Consider the following 16904-nt stretch of genomic DNA (forward strand, 5'->3'; position numbering starts at 1 on the left):
TCGCGCCTGCCTCTGTGATGAGCATTATCGATCCTGTCCCGCCCGGGTCGTCGCCCACTGCGGGGCCGACGACCCCGCGTCCTCCGCAGGGCGGTCCCAGTACAGGTCCACACCGTCCACTCGGACGGGAAACTCCAGCCGCCGGGACGGCCGTCGGTTCATCTCGTGGACCCGCGTTCCCGTCGGCAGCGGCAACGGCAGGTCGATAACCTCGGGTCTGGCGGTGAACTCGGGCTGTGCCAGGAGTGTCGACGTCCGCGCCAGCGAGAACGTCGTGAGGGAGCCCTTCCCTGTCATGAGCTGGCGGCGCAGACCGTTGATCGCGGCCGCGGCGAGTTGGTACCCGGTGCTGAAATCGAGGATCTCGACGGGAAGGATCCGGGGCCGGGATCCGTCCACCCGGTGTCCGAGGGAGTTCAGCGGAAGCCGACGGCCGGGGTCCTCGTTGGCCCACCGGGCATGTTCGTGCGCCAGCCCTGTGGCGAACTGGAGGATTGTGTCGAAACCTCGGCGGTGGCTCAGCGGGCCGGTCCAGCCGTAGGCGTCGAGGGTGACCTCGACGAGCCCCGGGCTGATCTCGGCGCGCGCGTCCACGTCGAAGCCCAGAGCGTCGATAGCGTCCGGACGGTACCCGTGCACGAACACGTCCGCGGAGGCCAGCAGTTCGCGGTACCGAGCCCGGCCCTCGGGGGTTTTGGCGTCCAGCACCGCCCACCGCTTGCCAATCACGATGTCGTTGGCCTTCATCATCGTCACCTCGTCCCCGTCCGGAGGATCGAGCCGAAGCACCTCCGCACCCAGGGCGGCCAGGAATCTCGTGGCCATGGGGGCGGCCACCACACGGGTCATGTCGAGTACCCGCACCCCGAGCAGGGGCCGCAACGGGTGTGGGGACCACCGTGCGCTCCGCGATGTCGTAGTCCGAACGTCGGCGATGGGTTCGGCCGCGACAGCGCGTCCCTGGTCCGACTCCCGCCATTGCGCGAGTGAACGGCCGATGGCGGCGACGGCGCCGGCATCCACCAGCTGATGCTCCAGCGCCTCGGCCGTCTGGGCGCGAAAGGCGCGTGCGACCTCTCCAGGATCCTCGGCGACGTCCAGGGCCTCGCACATGCGGCGCCGCAGCGATGGGAAGGAGGCCTGGACCCGGATCCACCGATCGTCCGCAGTGAGATACTCGGCCATCCACCGCGAGTGGATCCCGTGTCGATCGGGTTCGTCGATGTAGCGGGTGGGTGCCATCGGGACGTCGAACCACGCCACCGACTCCAGCCGGTCGACGGCGACCGGCGGCGCGTCCAGCCCGGCGGCATTCAGCAGGGACGCTACCGAAAGCCCGCTGACGGCGAAGGACGCCGCGGCGAGGTCCGCGATCGGGAAAGGTGTTCCCAGATCGCCGTCGCCGCTGACCTGCAGGCAGTCGGCGCCGGACGACGGTTCGCCGAGGCTCTGCCAGATTTGCCGGGTGAACCACCGAGTGAGTTCGTGCTTTCCTTCGGGCGGCGTGAGACTTGGGTGGTCCATTAGTGGAGCCCCAGCCAGACGGACTTGGTCTCGGTGTACTCCATGAGAGCGTCGGGCCCGATCTCACGTCCGATGCCGCTGCTCTTCACCCCTCCGAAGGGCACATTGTTGCTGAACGCGCGCCAGGTGTTGATCCACACGACACCCGACTCCAGGCGTCGCGAGACTCGGTGCGCCCGCGTGAGATCATTCGTCCACAGCCCGGCGACGAGCCCGTACCGTGACTCGTTGGCGATGCCGACGGCGTCATCGGCGTCCTTGAACCGGATGACCGCGCCGACCGGGCCGAAGATCTCCTCACGGCGGATCCGGGAGGCGGATTCCGGCGTCGCGTACAGCGTCGGCTCCACGAAGCGCCCCGTGCCGACGCCGTCGATCTCCTGTCCGCGACGTCCACCGACGAGGAGCTCGGCCCCGTCGTCGTCGGCGATGTCGAGATACCGCGTCACCTTCTCGTACTGCGGCCGCGACGCGAGGGGACCGATGTCGAACGCGGTGTTGAGCGGGTCGCCGATCCGGACGCCGGCGACGCGCTGGCGAAGGAGCGCCACGACGTCGTCGTAGATCGAGTCCTGTACCAGGAGGCGGGAGCCGGCGTTGCATGCCTGCCCGGCACCCGCGACGATGCCCTTGACGAGCGAGTCCACGGCCAGGTCCAGGTTCGCGTCGGCGAAGACGATCTGCGCGCCCTTGCCCCCCAGCTCGAATGTGGTGCGCAGGAAACGCGGTGCGACGCGCTGTGCGATGGCCGCGCCGGTAGCGGTCGAACCGGTGAAGGCGACCTTGTCGATCCCCTGGTTGTCAATCAGTGCCTGACCCGTGGCGCCGAATCCGGTGACCACGTTCACGACGCCGGCGGGAAGCCCGGCTTCCAGGCCGAGCCGGACCAGCAACAGTGTCGAGACCGGCGTCACCTCTGACGGCTTGATCACCATCGTGTTGCCCGCGGCCAGGGCCGGGAACAGCTTCCACCCGAGGAGCCCGAGCGGGTTGTTCCAGGGGGTGATCGCCGCGACGACACCGATCGGCTGACGCAGGGTCCAGGCCTCGTGGTGCGGCATCGCCGGCTCGATCACTTGCCCGACCGGCCCGAGCGCGAGTTGGGCGAAGTACTCCGCCGTCGCCGCGAGCGCGCCGCTCGCCCCGCGCATCTCGGCGATCGTCTTGCCGTTCTCGTGCACCTGGGTCCGCGCCAACGACTCGACGTTGTCGGTGATCGCGCGCGCCCACCGGGTAAGGATCGCCGCTCGCTCATGGGCGGGCGTCTGGCTCCACGTGCGGAACGCCGCCTGCGCCGCGTCGACCGCGCGGGCCACGTCCGCGCTGGCGGCGAGGGGCACGTGCCCCCACTCGACGTCATCATACGGATCGAAGCAGCGGAAGGTCTCACCCGTGGCGGACTGCGTCCAGCTGTCTCCGATCAGCATGTCGTACTGCTGCTCGATGTTGAACTCGGGAAATCTGGTGGGGCTCATCATTGACCTACCTGATCTGGTGAACGGACGCTCTCGATGGCGGACTCGAATACGGGTAGCCGGCCGAGCACGGCATCGGTGTGCTCACCCAGCCGAGGCGCGCGGCGGCGGACGCGCCCCGGAGTCCGGGAGAGTCTGGCGACGAAGCCGCGCTGGATCGTCGCGTCACCGGGCACCGTTTGGTGGAAGCCGAGTGCGGCCAGTTGCGGGTCGTCCAGCACCTCCTCGGGACGCTGTACGGGGGCCGCTGCCACGCCCACCGCCTGCAGCTGATGGGCCAGCCCGCTCTTCTCGCGCGACGCACAGGCCGCGCCGACGATCTCGTCCAGCTCCGCACGGTGGCCGCACCTGGCGTCGGTGGTCATGAAGCGTGGGTCCCGAGCCACCGCATCGAGGCCGAGAACCTCGCAGAGCCCGGCCCATTCGTCGTCCGACCGGACGGAGAGCGCGATCCAGTCGTCCCCGCCGTCCGTGCGGTACACCCCGTGCGGCGCGTGCCGCGGGTGGGTGTTGGAGTCGCTGGCCGATGAGCGGTCACCGCGGCTGGCGCGGACGATCTCGTGGCCCAGGAGACTGGTCACCGCTTCGCGCTGGGAATGATCGACGTGGACGGCTTCGTTCGTCTGGTCGCGCAGTCGCAGGGCCGCCAGTGCCAGGCCCGGCGCGATGATGGAAACGAGCTGGTCGGGGTAGTTAACGTTGTTCCCCGTCCACATCGGGTCGCCGGGTCCGTACCCGGTGACCGACATCAGGCCGCCGATGGCTTCCAGCGTGGAGCCGAACGAGATGAATTCCCGCTCGGGCCCGGTCGATCCCTGGCTGCTCAGGGAGAGCAGGACGATCCGCGGGTTCGCGGCCTTCAACTGTTCGAAGCCGACGCCCAGCCGCTCGAGCACCCCGCGGCGGAAGTTCTCCACCACCAGGTCCGCTTCGGCGACGAGCTGGAGAAACGCCGTGCGCCCCTCGTCGGTCTTCAGGTCGATCGCGACACCGAGCTTGCCCCGGTTGACGGCGTTGAAGGCGGGGCTGGCGTTGAGGTCGGGCGATCCGCCGTCCGCTATTTGGGACCAGTTGCGGAAGGGGTCGGTGTAGGTCGTCGACTCGACTTTGATGACCTCGGCTCCGAAGTCCGCCAGCACCTGCGACGAGGCCGCGCCAGCCGTAATGATCCCGAGGTCCAAGACCCGGAGACCGGCGAGCGGCAGGGGGTGATCGTGGTCCTCGCTCATCGGTGTTCTCCTCCTGTCGTCACGACACGCTGGGGTGCGGCGCTCCGGGCGCCGTTGAAGGTGACCGGCAGCGCCGGCTGGATGCTCTCGGGCCCTGCGGCGTCCATGGGCACGAGGAAGCCACGCTCGCGGTACTGCTCGGAACGCAACAGGTCGGTCGGCGTGTAGATCGGTCCGGCTGGTACGCCGACCGCTTGGAGCCGGTGGTACAACTCGTCGCGCGAGAGCCCGGCGGAGAGCTCGCTGATGACCTCGGCGAGCTCCCGGGTATGGCGCACCCGCTGCCGGTGGTCGGCGAACCGTGGATCGTCGAGACGCTCGGAGCCGAACACGTGAAGGATCGCCGGCCAGTCGGTCGGGCGGTAGTAGAAGCCGAACGGGCCGTCGCCGCACTCGGTGACGATCGGACCGGAGCGGTCTCCTCGAGTGAGCACGTTGCCCGCCTGGTGATACATCCGGCCCTTCCACTCGATGTAGGCGGCGACCTCGAGCAGAGAGGTCTCGACCACCTGGCCGCGACCGTCCTTGTCGCGCTGGTGCAGGGCGACCATGGTGCCGGTGAAGGCCGCCAGTCCGGCCGAGTACGCGATCTGGTGGCCGCCGATGGCCAGCGGCGCTCGGTCCGCGACGCCCACCAGTGACATCAGCCCGGAGCGCGCTTGAGCGAGGAAGTCGCCGCCCGCCCACGCGGGGTGCGGCCCCGTGCGGCCCTGGTCGGTCACGACGACGGTGACGACGTGGTCGGGCAGCCCGCTCGGAACGTCGGACGTCAGGACCACGTCGTAGTCGCCCAGGGTTCTGGCCGGCCGCGGTTCTGTCGAGAGGTGTTTGCCGTCGTCCACGTAGTCGCGGACCACCTCGTCGTACTCGGTGAGTCGTGGTCCGTAGACCGTGACGTCCGCGCCGAGTCCGGCGAGGTACTTCCCGCAGAACGCCAGCGCGAGAGACGAGTCGAGTTCTGCGACCACCAGGCCTGTGAGGGGACGGACGGGCGTCATGTCTGCACCCCGGAAACGGGTGCCGGCTGCCCGTCGGCACCCGCGTTCTGCCTGCTCATGCGGTGCTCCTATCCGATTCGGTACGAATGTCAACCAACTGGTTGGATGAGCGGGGGTATAGGTTACATATGTTTGAGCGACAAGCCTGAGCCGACGTAGGGTGCTGGCATGTCCGCAGCTGTTCAGGCCCCAGACTCCACGTCCGAGCGCATCCTTCAGGCCGCGATCAAAGAGCTCGCCGAGCACGGGTTCGCAGGCCTGCGAACAGATCGTGTCGTCGCGGCTGCCGGGTGCAACAAGCAGCTCTTGTACTACTACTACAAGAGCAAGGCCGGCCTCCGAGACGCGGTTCTGGAACGGATGGTGAGCAGCTCCGTTCCCCAGTGGGAGCAACTCGAGGGCCTGGGCCTCGTGGACGCCGTGACGGTGATCACGGAGACCATGGCGGCCGGTGAGCGCCAGTGGCGACGTCTGCTGGCCTGGGAGGGCGCCGAGCATGTGATCGGCGAGTCCGAAATCGTCCTCGAGCAGGTCCGCACCAAGGCGTGGCAGCAGATGGTCCGCGTCTTCGAATCCGCCCAGGCCGACGGCACCCTGCGCGAGAGCGTCGACGCGAGGATCCTGGCTCTGCTGTTCAGCCTGATGACGATGGCGCCGGACACGCTGCCCCAGATCACCCGCATGGTCACAGGGCGGGAGGCGTCGGATCCGACGTTCGTCGAAGGACTGGTGGACACGATCCGCTTCCTCGCTTCCCGCGTCGTGGAGGACGTCAGGTCCTGATCACGCCGGCCGGGTGTAGAGACTCTTGCCACCACAGACATAGAGCACCTGGCCCGTTGTCGAAGCACTGGCCGGCCCGGCGAAGTACGAAACCGCCCAAGCCACGTCCTCGGGGCGTCCGATGACCCCCGTGGGCTGCGCCGCGAGCAGTTTCGCCAGCACTTCCGGCGTCTCGTTGCGGATGAGTGGGGTGTCGATCAGGCCGGGTGCGACCGCGTTCACGGTGATCCCGAAGCGGGCCAGTTCGATGGCCAGGGATCGGCTGAGCGAGACCACGCCACCCTTCGACGCCGAGTACGCCGATTGCCCGAACCATCCGAGCCACGCCCGCGACGTGATGTTGACGATCCGGCCCGACCGCCGGTCGGCCATCACGCGGGCGGCCGCGCGCGAACAGTTCATGACACCGGTCAGGTTGACGGCGAGGGTGCGATTCCAGTCCTCGTCGCTCAACTTCCTGATCCCGCTGTTGATGCTGATGCCCGCATTGTTGACCAGGATGTCCAGCGGCCCGTGGCGTTCTTCGCTCACCGTCACCAGCGCGTCGGCCGCGTCGGCCGAGGTGATGTCGGCGCCCGCGGCGGAGGCGGTCAGCCCCGATGCGGTGAGCTCCGCCGCAGCGCGTTCGGCGCCCTCGGCGGACCGATCGGCGATCGTGACGGCCGCGCCCTGCGCAGCCAGCTCGGTCGCGATGGCCAGGCCGATGCCCTGCGCCGCGCCGGTGACGACAGCGGTCTTCCCCTTGAGCTTCACGATGCCCCCTCAGACGCTCAGGCTCGACAGCAGGCTGGCGCCCCCGCAGCAGAACAGAATCTGCCCAGTGATGTAGCTGCTCCGTGGATCGGCGAGGAACGCGACGGTGGCGGCGACATCCTCGACGGCGACGGGTGTGGGCAGCAGGCTGCGCACGTCCTCGACGGACGGGTCGAAAGGCGCGACCAAGTTCACCCGCACCTGCGCCGGTGCCAGCTCCAGCGCGAGGCTCCGCACCACCGAGGCGAGCGCGCCGGCGACCGCCGCGGCCTCGGCGCGCTTGCCGCTGCCGAGCTGGTCCCGGCTACCGACGACGACGATCGCGCCGCCGCCGGCGTCGCCACTGTGGAACGGCCATCGCCGGGCACCGGCGAGCAACTCCGCGACGGCAGTGTTGTTGACGGTCCCTTCGGCGAGTCCCGCATCGACCACGACGGCGTCGAGCGGGCCACTCTCGTCCGGCGCGACGTCCCATCCGGCGTCCCGCAGCTGCGCGAGAACGGTGTCGGTCAGGTTCGTCGGGGCGGATCCGATCATGACGACTGGCATGTCAGTCCTCCGCGGTCAGGATGTGGATGGAGCACGCGCCGTTGTCGACGCCGAAGATTCCGCCGCCGGTCGTGTGGGTCAACGCGACTTGGGCGTTCGGAACCTGGAGGTCGCCGGCGGTTCCTATGAGCTGCCAGTAGGCCTCGGCGAGCTGCGTCACCCCGGTCGCGCCGACCGGGTGCCCCCGGGAGAGCAGTCCGCCGCTCGGGCTCACCGCGACGCGGCCTCCGATGGCGAACTCTCCGTCTGCGACCGCTCGGTACGCCTTGCCGCGTTCGGTGAGGCCGAGCGCCTCGGCGTGCAGGAACTCCGCGATCGCGAACGCGTCGTGCAGCTCGACCAGGTCCAGGTCGCCCGGCGCAATCCCCGACATCTCGTACGCCGCCGACGCGGTGCGGTCGGTGATGTCCGGCCAGGTCATGTCGCGGTACGACGTGTGGAACTGCCCCGACCGCACCACGCTGGCGCGGATCCTGGCCGTGGGCCGTCCCAGCTGCTTCGCGAAGGCTTCGCTGCACAGCAATACCGCTGCCGCGCCGTCGCTGTTGGGACAGCAGTGGAAGAGGTTGAGCGGATCGGCGACCGGACGTGAGGCTTCCACCTCTTCTGCGGTGACCGCCTTGCGGAGGTGGGCACGCGGGTTCAAGGCGCCGTTACCGCGGTTCTTTACCGCCACGTTCGTCAAGTCGGCGACCGTCGCGCCGGTCTCGTGCAGGTAGCGCTGCGCCCGCATCGCGTAGGTCGCCGGCATCACGACGCCCTGGTCGATCTCGATGTCGGCCGTGGTGAGCGGCAGGGTCCCGCCGCCGAACGCGGACAGGTTCTCCACCCCGACGACCAGCACGCAGTCGTAGACGCCCGCCGCCACGCCCTGCCACGCCAGGTTGGCCGCCGATCCGCCGCTGGCGCAGGCGTTCTCGACGGTGAACACGGGCTGGCCGGAGACCCCGACCCGCTGCAAGATGCGCTGCGCGATGAGGGAGCCGCCGTACACAGAGCCGACGAACCCGGCCTGAATCGCGTCCGGCGTGACGCCGGTGTCGGCGAGCAACGCCGCCGCGGCGGAGACACCGAGGTTGGCGGCCGACAGCGTCTTGTGCTTGCCGAAGGGGTGCACGGCCGCCCCGGCGATGTACACGTTGTTCATTACCGATCACCTTCGGTCTGGATTCCGACGCCGTCGGAGATCGCGCGAGCCACGTACGACACGAGCGGCGTTCCGTCTTCGTTGCCGACCTCGCCCAGCGTCAGCGCGACGGGAGTGTCCGGCGTCAGCGCGGAGTCCCCCTCGGTGTGGGCGAGCACCCGTACACCGTCGATGTCGACGTAGCTGAGAACGTAGGGGGCGGGGAATCCGGGCGGTCCGACGCGGACGACCGTGGAGGCGTAGGCGACACCGGTCGTGCCGCTGTTGACGTCGGTCAGGTTCGTTCCGGCGCACCGCGAGCAGATCGCGACGGGCGGGAACCAGCGGCTGGAGCAGTTCCGACACTCGGTGATGCGCAGGTGCACCCCGTCGTCGCCGTGCGTGAAGTATTCGGCGGCGACGACTCTGGTAGCGACGCCTGTCGGGGCCGTTTCGTTGCGCATTTACTGTCCTCCGTACTTAGGGGAACGTCGTTCTCCGAAGGCCCGGCGTCCTTCGGCCCGGTCGCCGGTGTCGCGGAGCAGGCCCCACATGGCCTGCTCCATCGCGATCGCCTGGCTGAGCGGGAGCTCATAGCTGCGCCGGGCGAGCTGGGTCATAGCCCGGACGGAGAGCGGACCGTTCGCCGCGATCCGATGGGCCAGCTCGCACGCGGCGCCGAGCAGTTGCTCCGGCTCGTACACGTCGCTGACCAGACCGACGCGGTGCGCCTCGGCGGCGCCGATCCGTTCGCCGGTCAGCACCATCTTCATCGCCACCGCCGGCGGGATGGCGCGCAGCAGGAGTGACAGGCCGCCGACGGCGGGAAGGCTCGCCCAGCGGGCCTCGGGCAGGGAGAACGTGGCGTTGGTCGAGGCGATCCGCAGATCACAGTTCAATGCGATCTCCAGGCCCCCGCCCGCGGCGTGACCGTTGATAGCGGCGATGAGCGGTTTGCCGACGCCGATCTCGTTGAGGGTGATGGCCCGGACGTAGCCGCCGTTGCTCACGCCCTGCTCCCACGGCTCAAGCAGGGCCTTCGCGAAGGGGCTGCCGTCCGGCGGCGTGCGGCGCAGGTCGGATCCGGCGCAGAACGCCCGTGTGCCGGCTCCGGTGAGGATTCCGACGGCGAGCGAGTCGTCGTCGCGGAAGTCTTCGAGGGTGTGCCGCAGCAGAACCATCGAGTCGGGGTCGAGGGAGTTGTGGACGTCTTCGCGGTCGAGACGCACGATCAGGATCGCGCCGTCTCGCTCCGTGCTGACACCCGGGCGCGGCGACTGGTCGGTCTCCGGCATAAGGTGTCTCCTCTCTTGCTTGTGCGGCCGATCAGTCGCGGGAATTAGGACGCTTCGGAGGTGAAGGATCGCCTCCTGCGCAAGGGGACGGCCGGGTCCTGGAGGTCGCTGAGGGGGACGATGGCGCTCGAAGCGATGAGCGCCTTTCCGGCCGCGAAGTCCGCGGGGCTGCAGATGGCGTCGACCGCGCGCACCACGCCATCGCGGAGGTAGAAGACCGAGAAGCGGCGCCCCGACATAGCGTCACCGCGAACCGCTACGGTGTCGTAGCCCGCACTCGACCCGGCGGCCTGCAGCTTGACGTCGTACTGATCCGACCAGAACCAGGGAAGGTCGTTGTAGGGCCGCCCCCGCCCGAGGATGTCCTCGGCGACGAGACGGGCCTGGGCTGCGGCGTTCGGCATCGACTCGAGCCGGCGCAGCCCTCCGTTCAGCGGATCGGGGTGCCGGGCGACATCGCCGATGGCGTAGACGCCGGCGGTCCCGGTCCGGCAGAACTCGTCGACGACGATGCCGTTGTCCACGTCCAGGCCGGCCCGCGCGGCGACCTCGTCGTTGGGCACCATCCCGATGCCGATCAGCACCTGATCCACCGGGATCCGAGAGCCGTCGCCCAGCACCACCGCGGAGACGTTTCCGTCCTCGATCTGAAAGAGCTCGACTTGGGCCGAGAGCCGGACGTCCACCCCCTCCTGGGTGTGGACACGGAGGAAGAACTCGGAGACCACCGGCGAGGTCACCCGCGCGAGGAGCCGATCGGCGGCCTCGATGACGGTCACCCGCGCGTCCAGGCGGCGCAGCACCGCGGCCACTTCGAGCCCGACGTACCCGCCCCCCACGACGGCGAAGCGGGAGCCGGCGATCGTCGTCCGCCGGAGACGTTCCACGTCCTCGATGGTGCGGACGTAGTGGACGTTGCCGGCGCTTTCGAGGCCGGGGTCGGCGACGCGGCGCGGGCGCCCGCCGGTGGCGAAGACGATCCGGTCCCAGTCGAGCACGGAACCGTCGTCGCAGCCGGCCCTCCGGCCGCGCAGATCGACCCACTCGACCGCCACGCCCCGGTGCACCGTGATGTCGTGGTCGCGGTAGAAGTCCGCAGGGCGCAGATACAACTCCGCACTCGCCACCTCACCCCGCAGATAAGCCTTCGACAGCGGCGGCCGGGTATAGGGGAAGTGCGGCTCAGAACCCACGAGGGTCACGTGGCCCTCGTGACCGCCCGCCCGTAGCGCACCGGCGAGCTCGCCTGCCGCTTGTCCCGCCCCGACGACTAGCACACGCGAGTCTCTGGTCGGCTCCATCATCTCTGCACCCCGCGGCCTAGCGTTGCGTCGAGGGAACGTGGACGACGATGCCGTCGAGGTCGTCGGTCAGCGTTATCTGACAGCTCAGACGACTCGTCTCGGTGGGCTCCTCCGACGTGACGTCGAGTAGGGACTCCTCGTCATCACTACGCGGTTTGAGCTTCCCGAACCAGGCTTCGTCGACGAACACGTGACACGTCGCGCAGGAAAGGTCACCCCCGCACTCGCCGATGATCCCCGGCACGAGGTTCTCCACCGCCACCTTCATCAAGCTGCGGCCGTCTGCTGCGCACGTGGTGCTGCTGCCGTCGGGCTGCACATAAGTCACTCGTGCCATACCTCTGGTACTCCGATCCATGCAAGTCTCTGCGCGAGTTCAGAACTGGTCGACGACCGGGCACCGCGACGCGTCGCCGGTCCCGTCGTGGGCGTGGCCGGCTTCAGCGGCCACCGGCAGCATCTGGACGGCCGTCATCACGTCCCGTGCGTGCTCGATGACGAAGGACCGCATCACCGGGTTCGTAGCGGTGATGTAGTCGCCGCGGAGCAGACCGTCGACCGCGGCCCGCGCCACGTCCCGGGTGTTCTGCGCGTGCGGCTCGATGGCCCGGGCCAGTTCCGGAGAGGAGCGGACGAGCTCGACGACCTTTTCGGTGCGTACCCAGCTGGGAGCCAGCAGGGTGACCGAGACACCCGTCCCCTCGAAGTCCCGGCGAGCCGTGTCGGTGATGCCCAGCGTCGCGTACTTCGCGGTCGTGTAGGCGCTCGCCGCGAAGACGTGCGGGGGAACGCCGAGCGAGTGCTCCGACCCGACGAGCAGCAGGCGAGCGGCCCGCCCCGACCGGGCGGTGTCGATCAACGCCGGTCCGAACGTGTGCACCGCCGAGAACGTCCCGAACACGAAGACGTCGAACATCGCACGGACGTCGTCCAGGTCGTGTTCCCAGATACGCCCGCCGCCGTTGCCGGCCATGATGCTGACCACGGCGGTGGTCACCGGACCGAACTGCGACTGTGCGGCTCGTACCACCTGCCGCAGTTCTTCCCCGCTCCGTACGTCCGCGTGAGCGTAGGCGGCCGCACCGCCGGCTTCCGTGATCGCGGCCACGGTCTGCTCGCCGCCTTCGTCGTCGATGTCGCTGACGACCACGCGCGCGCCGCGAGCGCCCAGCTCGAGGGCGATCCCTCGGCCGAGGCCGGATGCTCCGCCGGTGACGACGGCAACCTCGCCGTCGAGCCCTGTCTTGTTCTCCATCAGGAAACCCTTGCCACAGGAAGCGAACGGATCTGGTTGATGAACGTGGACCAGCCCCGCTGCGGTGCACCGTTGAGCCGGAAACGGAAGTCCCGCTTCGCCATCTCCTCGAAGAGGATGCGCAGCTCGAGCTTGGCCAGCGCGTTGCCGATGCAACGGTGTGGGCCACTACCGAACGCCAGCGAAGCGGTCTCGGTGCGCCACGGATCGAACTCGTCCGGGTTCGCGAAGACGGCAGGATCACGGTTCGCCGCCGTGAAATAGAGGTTCAGCAGATCGTTCTCGCGAACCTGCTGGTCACCGACCACGGTGTCCTGCGTCGCCGTGCGCGACATGAACATCGCCGGCGTAATGAACCGCAGGAATTCCTCGATCACCTTGTCCGGGCCGAGTTCCTCGATGCCGCGGAACGTCTTATCGGCGATCTCCGGGCTTTCGAGAATCATGCGCATGGACTGACCGATAAGCGTGTGCGTCGTCTCGAAGCCCGCCGCCTGGAGCAAATTGAGGAAGTCGTAAGCCTCAGCTTCGGTGATCTCACCGCGTTCTGCCGCATGGATCAGCACACTCGTCATGTCCGACTGGGGATTGCGCAGCTTCTCCGGTACGAGTTTCTCGCGGTAATAGACGTGCGTCTTATGCAAGACCTCCCCCACCGCGTTGACGTCGGCGGTTTGCATGGCTTCGAAGGACGCGAGCGTCTGGTCGACGATCCACTGCCGGTCTTCGGCAGGTACACCCTGCACGCGGGCAATGACGAAAGAGGGGATGATCTGGGCGACCTCGAGGATGTAGTCGAACTCGTCAAGGCGCTCGATCCGTTCGAGGACTTCCACCACGATCTCGCGGACCCACGGGTCGAAGTTCTTGACGATCCGGGGCCCGAAGGCCGCGGCGGCGACCCGGCGCACAGAGCTGTGCCGCGGCGGATCCATCATCATGAGGTTGTTGTAGAGCGGGTTCTCGGCCGGGTCGGGCGACAGATTCGTCGACGGCCAGGCTCCTCCCGGCTGAGAAGCGAACAGCGCCGGGTTGGACTCGATTTCCACGATGTCGGCGAACCGGGTGACGGCCCAGAAACCGCCGTTCGCCGTCGCTATTTCTGTGGGCTGCCAATGGAATCCCGGCGTTTCCCGCAGGCGTGCGAAAGCTTCGTGCGGCACGCCTGTGGCGAACGTCTGGGGGTCGGTCAGATCGGGGATTTGGTTCGTCTCCACACCCGTAACCACGATTCCTCCTAGAACCGTTCGATGCGTCCTCGCATCGGGTTAAGGGGAGCGTATGCCAACTAGTCAGTTGAGTCAACGAGATGGCTGCCAGATTTCGCCGTGGTTGCGAGGGTGCGGCGTCGGCACGGCAAGCGACACTCACCGCAGCACGTCGCCGTTGATCGACGCCTGACGCGTCACCCGCAAGAGCGTCTGGACGAACGGGCCCGCGCAGCGTTCGCCGTGCGGGCCACGGTGGATACGCTCAGAGGGCGGTTTGTGAGCTTTCTGTAGTTCGTCATCGCTCGATGTCGTGACCTTCGAGCCGCGCCGATGCCCTGTTGGCGGGGTCGCGGGTTGAGCTGGTCATGGGCGAGCGGAAGGCGTATCCCAGTGACTTCACCGACGAGCAGTGGGCGGTCGTGGGCCCGTTCCTGGAGGCCTGGAAGGCGAAGCATCCGTCGGTGTCGGGGCATCAAGGCCGCTACTCGTTGCGGGAGATCCTGAACTCGATCTTCTATCAGAACCGGACCGGTTGTCAGTGGGCGTATCTACCGCATGACCTGCCACCGAAGTCCGCGACCTACTACTACTTCGCGTTGTGGCGGGACGACGGCACCGACCACGCCAAGCATGATCTGCTGCGCTGCCAGGCCCGCGAGAAGGCCGGCCGCCGCGAAGACCCGTCCGCGGTCGTGCTGGACACCCAGTCGATCCGCGCCGCCAACCACGTCCCGGCCGCAACCACCGGCAAAGATGCCGGGAAGAAAGTGCCCGGCCGCAAACGCGGTGTCGCCGTGGACGCGCTGGGGCTGATCATCGCGGTCGTGGTGACCGCCGCGAGCGTCACCGACAGCGCGATCGGGGTGCGCCTGTTGGACAAGGTCGTCGAGCACACGCCGACCGTCACCCGGGCATGGGTGGACGCCGGGTTCAAGCACGACCTGGGCATCCACGGCGCCGTGCTCGGCGTCGACGTCGAGATCGTCAAGCGCAGCGACACCAAGCCCGGGTTCGTGCCGATCGCGAAGCGGCGGGTGGTCGAGCAGGTCAACGGCACGTTGATGCTGCACCGCAGCCTGACCCGCGAGTACGAAAGCCGCCCGGAATCCAGCGTGTCGCGCACTCTGTGGGCTTCGGCGGCGAACCTCGTGCGCCGGCTGACCGGCACCACCACACCGTCCTGGCGGTGAACGGGCGTGAACACCACCACCGTCCTTGACCTGATCGCTGCCCGCGAAGCAGCCGCAGCGGCTGCCCTCGGCGAGTTGCGCGAGCAGCAGGCCAAGCTCGCCGCCGAAGCGGCCGCCATCGAGTGCGAAGTGGCCGCCCTGGCGACCACCCGCCGGGATGCCGCCTTCGGGTAGGTAGCGGCCGGGGAAGGCGATCCACTCGTCGTGCGTCCCGAGCAGGTGCTTCCGTAACTCGCGGCGGAGGCGGCACTGCTGCAGGCCCGCCTCGACCTGTTCCAGGAACGGCTGAGCCGGCTCACCGAGCCGTAGGCCCCCTGTGGGCCCCGGCGGACCGCACCGCCCCCGCCGCGCGATCTGCGTGGGTCTGGCAGACCTACTTTTGGCCCCCAACGGCCCAAACGGCCCTCCCATACTTGAGTCATGGACCAAAGCGCCGAGCTCAGAGAATTCCTGCGGTCGCGCCGGGCACGGCTGAGCCCGGAGGAGACCGGGATTCCGACCGACGAAGGCCGCACCCGCCGGGTGCCGGGGCTTCGGCGGGAGGAGCTGGCACGGCTGGCCGGGGTGAGCACGGACTACTACACCCGGCTGGAGCAAGGCCGGCAGCTCAACGTGTCGGAGTCCGTCCTGGACGCCGTGGCAAGGGCGCTGCGGCTGGACACCGTCGAGCGCGCGTACCTGTTCGAGCTGGCCCGGCCCAGGCCGCACCGAGCGGCCCGGGCGCGGCCCGCGCGGCCGCAGCGGGTGCGTCCCGGGGTGTACAGCATGCTGCGGATGCTGGAGGGCCGGTCACCGGCGTTCGTCCTGGGCCTCCGGGGGGACGTACTCGCGTCGAACCAGCTGGCCCGGGCACTGATCACGGACTTCGAAAAGCTGCCGCACCGGGAGCGCAACCTGGCCCGGTTCATGTTCCTGAACGAGGCCGCTCGCGAGCTCTACATGGACTGGGAGCGGTGCGCGGCCGAGATGGTCTCCACGCTGCGTCTGCGGGCCAGCTGCGCAGAACGGTGCCGATCGCCGGGTGCAGCACGCTCGGTGACGGCTCACCCAGGGGTGAGAGCCCGGCTCACCGAGCCCTCGTTGCGCCGACTGATGATCGCGCGGACGGTGGGGGGTGCCGCCTCCTTCCATCGGCTGACGAAAGAGCGCATCGCAGGCAAACCTTGCAAGTGAGTTTTTCGAACCCCATACCTTCGCCAAGAGGACCCAGATCCCGCCGCTCTCGTACAGGACGTTCTGGTCGTACAGGACGTTCTGGAGTTTCCGTGACTGGTCCAGTCGACGCGGCGGTGTCACGCGTTATCTTTCATTCGTCACCCTCGAACTGCGGGGCAATGGCAGACGGGGTGAGCACCGCAGGTACCCACCCCCCCGTCCGCGGTCAGTCGCCGTCGGCCGCGACCGAGAGGTCCTTCCATTCTTCCCACGTCTGCAGCCGCTGCGCGTAGACCTGCGGTGCGATGACGGTCGGAACGGAGCCGAAGAACACCCGCAGCGGCGGCTGATCGGCATCCGCGATCTTTAGGATCGCCGGCCCCACCCCCGTGGGGTCGGCGATCTTGCCACCCGCCTGCTGCGCGGCCATCGCTGCGCGCAGACCGTCGTACTGCGGCTGGGGGTCGGCATGGGTCGCGCTGCTCCCGCCCCAGTCGGTGGAGTAGCCGCTCGGCTCGACGAGGGTGACCTTGATGCCGAAGCCGGCGACCTCCTGCGCAAGAGATTCCGAGAGCCCCTCGAGCGCCCACTTCGACGCGTGGTATCCGCCCAACGTCGGGAAGGCGACAACGCCCCCGATAGTGGAGATCTGGATGATGTGCCCGGCGCCCTGCTCCCGCAGGACGGGGAGAACCGCCTGCGTCACATTCAGCACGCCGAACAGGTTAACCTCGAGCTGGTCTCGCAGCTGCTGGACGCTGATCTCTTCGACCGTGCCGAACAGGCCGTATCCGGCGTTGTTGACGACGACGTCGAGGCGGCCGAAGGTCTGCACGGAGCGAGCGACCGCATCGAAGACACCCTCGCGGTCGGTCACGTCGACCTCTAGCGGCAAGAGCGCGTCGCCGTACCGCTCGACGAGATCGCCCAGCGCCGATACGTCTCGAGCCGTCGCGGCCACGCGATCGCCCCGCTCCAGGGCGCTCGTGGCGAACTCTCGACCAAAGCCCCGTCCGGCGCCGGTGATGAACCAGGTCTTGCTCATGTTTCTCCGTTC

Annotated in this window: 18 protein-coding genes; 4 read left to right on the forward strand and 14 right to left on the reverse strand. The window is 68.6% G+C overall.

Translation table 11 applies throughout. From position 1 onward, the window contains the following. Window positions 1-24: 24 nt before the first annotated feature. The 4 genes from ABZ562_RS17200 to ABZ562_RS17215 are packed head-to-tail and all read right to left on the reverse strand — an operon-like array spanning window position 25 to window position 5226. The gene (locus ABZ562_RS17200; protein ID WP_361479581.1) at window positions 25-1524 is read right to left on the reverse strand and encodes a CoA transferase; all 1500 of its coding nucleotides are present in this window, start codon (window positions 1522-1524) and stop codon (window positions 25-27) included. Further along, window positions 1524-2999: an aldehyde dehydrogenase family protein gene (locus ABZ562_RS17205; RefSeq protein ID WP_361479584.1), complete on the reverse strand. Its 1476-nt coding sequence runs from the start codon at window positions 2997-2999 to the stop codon at window positions 1524-1526. Before ABZ562_RS17205 ends, ABZ562_RS17200 begins: the two co-directional genes overlap by 1 nt. Continuing rightward, on the reverse strand, window positions 2999-4228 hold the full coding sequence (locus ABZ562_RS17210) for a CoA transferase (protein ID WP_361479587.1): 1230 nt from the start codon (window positions 4226-4228) through the stop codon (window positions 2999-3001). Before ABZ562_RS17210 ends, ABZ562_RS17205 begins: the two co-directional genes overlap by 1 nt. Continuing rightward, on the reverse strand, window positions 4225-5226 hold the full coding sequence (locus ABZ562_RS17215) for a CoA transferase (protein ID WP_361479590.1): 1002 nt from the start codon (window positions 5224-5226) through the stop codon (window positions 4225-4227). Before ABZ562_RS17215 ends, ABZ562_RS17210 begins: the two co-directional genes overlap by 4 nt. A 168-nt stretch (window positions 5227-5394) precedes the next feature. Here ABZ562_RS17215 and ABZ562_RS17220 point away from each other — a divergent pair, with 168 nt between their 5' ends. Continuing rightward, window positions 5395-6009: a TetR/AcrR family transcriptional regulator gene (locus tag ABZ562_RS17220; RefSeq protein WP_361479593.1), complete on the forward strand. Its 615-nt coding sequence runs from the start codon at window positions 5395-5397 to the stop codon at window positions 6007-6009. Here ABZ562_RS17220 and ABZ562_RS17225 read toward each other — a convergent pair whose 3' ends face one another. The 9 genes from ABZ562_RS17225 to ABZ562_RS17265 are packed head-to-tail and all read right to left on the reverse strand — an operon-like array spanning window position 6010 to window position 13508. Next, window positions 6010-6762 (reverse strand): SDR family NAD(P)-dependent oxidoreductase, encoded by a 753-nt coding sequence (locus ABZ562_RS17225; RefSeq protein WP_361479596.1) that lies wholly within the window; start codon window positions 6760-6762, stop codon window positions 6010-6012. 9 nt (window positions 6763-6771) lie between these two features. After that, a complete protein-coding gene (locus tag ABZ562_RS17230; protein ID WP_361479599.1) occupies window positions 6772-7311 on the reverse strand; it encodes an SDR family oxidoreductase in 540 nt (179 codons plus the stop codon). Window position 7312: 1 nt separating this feature from the next. Beyond that, window positions 7313-8458, reverse strand: a complete 1146-nt coding sequence (locus ABZ562_RS17235; RefSeq protein WP_361479602.1) for a thiolase family protein — start codon at window positions 8456-8458, stop codon at window positions 7313-7315. Then, window positions 8458-8901, reverse strand: a complete 444-nt coding sequence (locus ABZ562_RS17240) for an OB-fold domain-containing protein (protein WP_361479605.1) — start codon at window positions 8899-8901, stop codon at window positions 8458-8460. Before ABZ562_RS17240 ends, ABZ562_RS17235 begins: the two co-directional genes overlap by 1 nt. Next, on the reverse strand, window positions 8902-9732 hold the full coding sequence (locus tag ABZ562_RS17245) for an enoyl-CoA hydratase-related protein (RefSeq protein ID WP_361479608.1): 831 nt from the start codon (window positions 9730-9732) through the stop codon (window positions 8902-8904). 44 nt (window positions 9733-9776) lie between these two features. Further along, window positions 9777-11036 carry an FAD-dependent oxidoreductase gene (locus ABZ562_RS17250; protein ID WP_361479611.1) on the reverse strand — a complete coding sequence of 420 codons (1260 nt, stop codon included), beginning with the start codon at window positions 11034-11036 and terminating at the stop codon, window positions 9777-9779. Between the two features lie 16 nt (window positions 11037-11052). Then, window positions 11053-11373, reverse strand: a complete 321-nt coding sequence (locus ABZ562_RS17255; RefSeq protein ID WP_361479614.1) for a 2Fe-2S iron-sulfur cluster-binding protein — start codon at window positions 11371-11373, stop codon at window positions 11053-11055. Between the two features lie 39 nt (window positions 11374-11412). Continuing rightward, window positions 11413-12291 carry an SDR family oxidoreductase gene (locus ABZ562_RS17260; RefSeq protein WP_059211965.1) on the reverse strand — a complete coding sequence of 293 codons (879 nt, stop codon included), beginning with the start codon at window positions 12289-12291 and terminating at the stop codon, window positions 11413-11415. Then, window positions 12291-13508, reverse strand: coding sequence for a cytochrome P450 (locus tag ABZ562_RS17265; RefSeq protein ID WP_361479618.1), 1218 nt, complete (start codon window positions 13506-13508; stop codon window positions 12291-12293). The genes ABZ562_RS17260 and ABZ562_RS17265 overlap by 1 nt, the downstream gene beginning before the upstream one ends. Before the next feature lie 359 nt (window positions 13509-13867). On the opposite strand from ABZ562_RS17265, the gene ABZ562_RS17270 reads away from it, so the two are divergent. The 3 genes from ABZ562_RS17270 (at window position 13868) to ABZ562_RS17280 (ending at window position 15865) form a co-directional block, all read left to right on the forward strand. Next, on the forward strand, window positions 13868-14692 hold the full coding sequence (locus ABZ562_RS17270; protein WP_361479621.1) for an IS5 family transposase: 825 nt from the start codon (window positions 13868-13870) through the stop codon (window positions 14690-14692). A 6-nt stretch (window positions 14693-14698) separates the two neighbouring features. After that, window positions 14699-14866, forward strand: a complete 168-nt coding sequence (locus ABZ562_RS17275) for a hypothetical protein (protein ID WP_361479624.1) — start codon at window positions 14699-14701, stop codon at window positions 14864-14866. Window positions 14867-15112: 246 nt separating this feature from the next. Then, window positions 15113-15865 carry a helix-turn-helix transcriptional regulator gene (locus tag ABZ562_RS17280; protein WP_361479627.1) on the forward strand — a complete coding sequence of 251 codons (753 nt, stop codon included), beginning with the start codon at window positions 15113-15115 and terminating at the stop codon, window positions 15863-15865. Between the two features lie 208 nt (window positions 15866-16073). Here ABZ562_RS17280 and ABZ562_RS17285 read toward each other — a convergent pair whose 3' ends face one another. Continuing rightward, window positions 16074-16892, reverse strand: a complete 819-nt coding sequence (locus ABZ562_RS17285) for an SDR family oxidoreductase (RefSeq protein ID WP_361479630.1) — start codon at window positions 16890-16892, stop codon at window positions 16074-16076. Between the last annotated feature and the right edge of the window lie 12 nt (window positions 16893-16904).

Origin of the sequence: Streptomyces sp. NPDC019937 (assembly GCF_040631655.1) — a bacterium.
Lineage (GTDB): Bacteria > Actinomycetota > Actinomycetes > Streptomycetales > Streptomycetaceae > Streptomyces.

Bases quoted from the DNA above. Each gene is read 5' to 3' on its own strand.
- ABZ562_RS17235 (WP_361479602.1), bottom strand. From the start codon at position 8,458: ATGAACAACGTGTACATCGCCGGGGCGGCCGTGCACCCCTTCGGCAAG.
- ABZ562_RS17210 (WP_361479587.1), bottom strand. From the start codon at position 4,228: ATGAGCGAGGACCACGATCACCCCCTGCCGCTCGCCGGTCTCCGGGTC.
- ABZ562_RS17285 (WP_361479630.1), bottom strand. From the start codon at position 16,892: ATGAGCAAGACCTGGTTCATCACCGGCGCCGGACGGGGCTTTGGTCGA.
- ABZ562_RS17205 (WP_361479584.1), bottom strand. From the start codon at position 2,999: ATGAGCCCCACCAGATTTCCCGAGTTCAACATCGAGCAGCAGTACGAC.
- ABZ562_RS17215 (WP_361479590.1), bottom strand. From the start codon at position 5,226: ATGACGCCCGTCCGTCCCCTCACAGGCCTGGTGGTCGCAGAACTCGAC.
- ABZ562_RS17240 (WP_361479605.1), bottom strand. From the start codon at position 8,901: ATGCGCAACGAAACGGCCCCGACAGGCGTCGCTACCAGAGTCGTCGCC.
- ABZ562_RS17230 (WP_361479599.1), bottom strand. From the start codon at position 7,311: ATGCCAGTCGTCATGATCGGATCCGCCCCGACGAACCTGACCGACACC.
- ABZ562_RS17255 (WP_361479614.1), bottom strand. From the start codon at position 11,373: ATGGCACGAGTGACTTATGTGCAGCCCGACGGCAGCAGCACCACGTGC.
- ABZ562_RS17220 (WP_361479593.1), top strand. From the start codon at position 5,395: ATGTCCGCAGCTGTTCAGGCCCCAGACTCCACGTCCGAGCGCATCCTT.
- ABZ562_RS17245 (WP_361479608.1), bottom strand. From the start codon at position 9,732: ATGCCGGAGACCGACCAGTCGCCGCGCCCGGGTGTCAGCACGGAGCGA.
- ABZ562_RS17250 (WP_361479611.1), bottom strand. From the start codon at position 11,036: ATGATGGAGCCGACCAGAGACTCGCGTGTGCTAGTCGTCGGGGCGGGA.
- ABZ562_RS17260 (WP_059211965.1), bottom strand. From the start codon at position 12,291: ATGGAGAACAAGACAGGGCTCGACGGCGAGGTTGCCGTCGTCACCGGC.
- ABZ562_RS17200 (WP_361479581.1), bottom strand. From the start codon at position 1,524: ATGGACCACCCAAGTCTCACGCCGCCCGAAGGAAAGCACGAACTCACT.
- ABZ562_RS17280 (WP_361479627.1), top strand. From the start codon at position 15,113: ATGGACCAAAGCGCCGAGCTCAGAGAATTCCTGCGGTCGCGCCGGGCA.
- ABZ562_RS17270 (WP_361479621.1), top strand. From the start codon at position 13,868: ATGGGCGAGCGGAAGGCGTATCCCAGTGACTTCACCGACGAGCAGTGG.